We start from the raw sequence: 2,781 nt of genomic DNA, 5'->3' as shown, positions 1-2,781 counted from the left end.
TTGTAACATACCTCGAAATGCAGGCTCTGGGGCTGCCACAGAACATCTTGTCCGCATCACTCACCCGTTCCACCCGTTCAGCGGACAGCAACTTCTCTGTGTAGGTGAGCGCTATAACCGGTCTGGCCGACGTCTCCTGCTGCGCATCGACGACAAGAGTTATTGCTCCGTTCCTCCGAAGTGGACCGATATGAGCGAGCCTGATCCCGAGATCTCTATGGGACGAGAGCGCGCGTTGTTCACGGTCAACGACTTGATGGAGCTTGCGCTACTCGTGAGACGCCTTTCGTACAGGCGTGCCGGAAGCGGTACTTGACCGTAAAGGGATTTTTGCCGCACATGTAAGGTAATTAACGCCGCTACATCTATGGTCATGTCCTAAAACATAGAAATTTATCAGCTTTTATAAGGCTAAAAAACTCAACATCCTAGAACTTGACAAAGCCTGTTGTGCGGCATAATTTAGTTACATTGAGATGCAACTACTTGGAGTGAATGTGCCGCCCAATGAACGCAAGCGCTCGAAGACGGATGTCCTCGCGGAGGACGGTACGTTGAATCCAACGCCGTCGAACGTTCTCGATGCCAAGTTCCACGAGGGTGGATTCTTCGATCCCCATGACGCTGTGCAGGTCAAGTACGAGATGTTGCGACGCGTCTCCGTTGAGAAGGCCTCAGTAACGCAGATCTCCGACGAATATGGTGTTTCGCGGCCAACTTTCTATCAGGCACGGGCGGACTTTGAGCAAGGAGGGATCGCAGGGCTGGTCCCGAGGAAACGAGGGCCGCACGGTCCACACAAGATCCAGGGCGAGGTGTTGGCGTTTCTCAAGTTGCAACTCACCCCCGGAGAACCGCTTCGGGCACGCGAACTGGCAAAGCTGGTTCGCAAGGAATTTGGTCTCGATGTGCATCCAAGAACGATTGAGCGAGCGTTCGGTGTAAAAAAAACGGCGGAATAGCAGGATGCTGTGCCTGGCCGTCGGCGGTTTCGTCGCCGATCGCCGCGCAATACGAGGTGATGCGCTCCGCTGCTCTTGGTCAGGTCCTGCCCGTAGAAGCCCGGCGCGGACTCAACGTCTTTCTTACGCGAGGGATGTGGGCGTGGGCACGCATGATGGTTCCAGGGCATGCACCGCCCGAAACAAGCATTACCCGGTCATCGTCGAACGCTCAGCCCATCGAGCGCCAGAGCTTTATCTACGTACTCGCAGGCATGGCTGTGACGGTCAATGAGCGGAGGACACCGTGAACGCGTCCCTTAAAGTTCAGACTCACCACCTCGAACGGAGCGCTTACCTCTACGTCCGGCAGTCGTCGATGCGGCAAGTCCTCGAGAATGTCGAGAGCACGAAGCGGCAATATGCCCTGCGTGGACGTGCGACAGCGCTCGGCTGGCGCGACGAGCAGATCGTCACCATCGATAGCGACCAGGGGGAGTCTGGAGCATCGGCGTCCTGGCGGGAGGGGTTTCAACGATTGGTCACTGACGTGGGTATGGGCCGCGCAGGCATCGTCATGGGCCTGGAGGTGTCACGCCTGGCCCGAAACAATGCTGACTGGCATCGGCTCCTGGAAATCTGCGCGCTTGCTGATACGTTGATTCTCGACGAAGACGGGATATACGATCCAGCGAGCTTCAATGACCGGCTCCTGCTTGGGCTCAAGGGAACAATGAGTGAAGCCGAACTCCATGTTCTCAAAGCGCGACTACGAGGCGGAATCCTGAACAAGGTCAATCGCGGTGAGTATCGGTGCCTGCTACCAACCGGCTTCGTGTACGACGACCTTGGTAACGTAGTGCTTGACCCGGACTCCCAAGTCAGGGAGACAATCACTTACTTCTTCGAGACATTCTTGCGAGTCGGCTCTGCCAGCCAGACGGTCAAGGTCTTCAAGAAGGAAGGCCTCCTGTTCCCGTCCCGTATGCGCAACGCGAAGTTCTTAGTCTTCCAGCACCTCACCGCGTCGACGGCTCTTCGGATGCTGAACAATCCGCGTTACGCAGGTGCTTACGCCTACGGCCGGCGGCATTATCGCCGACTTGCAGACGGGCGGAAGGTGCCGAGAAAGCGTGATCGCAATGACTGGCTTGCTTGTATTCCGGACGCCCACCCTGGATACATTACATGGGAGCAGTTCCAGCAGAACCTTGCGGTTCTGGAGACGAATGGTCGCGGGTACAAAGTTGCGCGATCGTCGCCGCCTCGCGAGGGAGCTGCTCTTCTGCAGGGACGCGCCATCTGCGGTCGTTGTGGTCAGTACCTCCGGCTCCGGTATGCTACGCGACGCGGACGACAGGAAGCCTGGTATGTCTGCGATCGAGCACAAGGCGCTCGTGGAGAACCTTGCTGCCAGTCAATTGCGGGAGCGCCGATTGATGAGGCAGTTGGCGCATTGATCGTCGCGTCGATGACTCCGGCTGCCGTTGAGTTGGCATGGGAGATACGCAGGGAAATCGAAGCGCGTCACGATGAAGCCGATCGATTACGCCTGCGCGCTATCGAACGCGCCCGGTTCGATGCAGATCTTGCGCAACGGCGATTCATGCTGGTCGACCCAAGTAACCGACTGGTCGCCGACACACTCGAGCAAGAATGGAACGACAAGCTGCGCATATTGGCCGACGCGAGAGAACAAAGGGAGCGTAGCCAGCAGCAGGAGCGTCTCATACTCGACGATGCGATCCGCGACCGGCTCATCGCAATGACAGCGGACTTCAAAACACTTTGGCGTGATCCATCGCTGGCGAATCGAGAGCGAAAGCGGCTGCTAGCCTAC

The 2,781-nt window shown here is 57.4% G+C and carries 3 protein-coding genes; all 3 read left to right on the top strand.

What is annotated here, in order from left to right:
- The first annotated feature begins 7 nt into the window (after positions 1–7).
- Positions 8–316: a DUF5372 family protein gene (locus M3I54_RS45670; RefSeq protein WP_375542329.1), complete on the top strand. Its 309-nt coding sequence runs from the start codon at positions 8–10 to the stop codon at positions 314–316.
- A 160-nt stretch (positions 317–476) separates the two neighbouring features.
- A complete protein-coding gene (locus tag M3I54_RS43860; RefSeq protein WP_133188494.1) occupies positions 477–962 on the top strand; it encodes a helix-turn-helix domain-containing protein in 486 nt (161 codons plus the stop codon).
- Positions 963–1,248: 286 nt separating this feature from the next.
- Positions 1,249–2,781, top strand: a 1,533-nt coding sequence (locus M3I54_RS43855) for a recombinase family protein (protein WP_254346638.1), incomplete at its 3' end; no start/stop codon positions are given.

The organism is Paraburkholderia sp. CNPSo 3274 (genome assembly GCF_024206475.1).
Lineage (GTDB): Bacteria > Pseudomonadota > Gammaproteobacteria > Burkholderiales > Burkholderiaceae > Paraburkholderia.
This window is presented reverse-complemented; position numbering and strand designations above follow the sequence as displayed.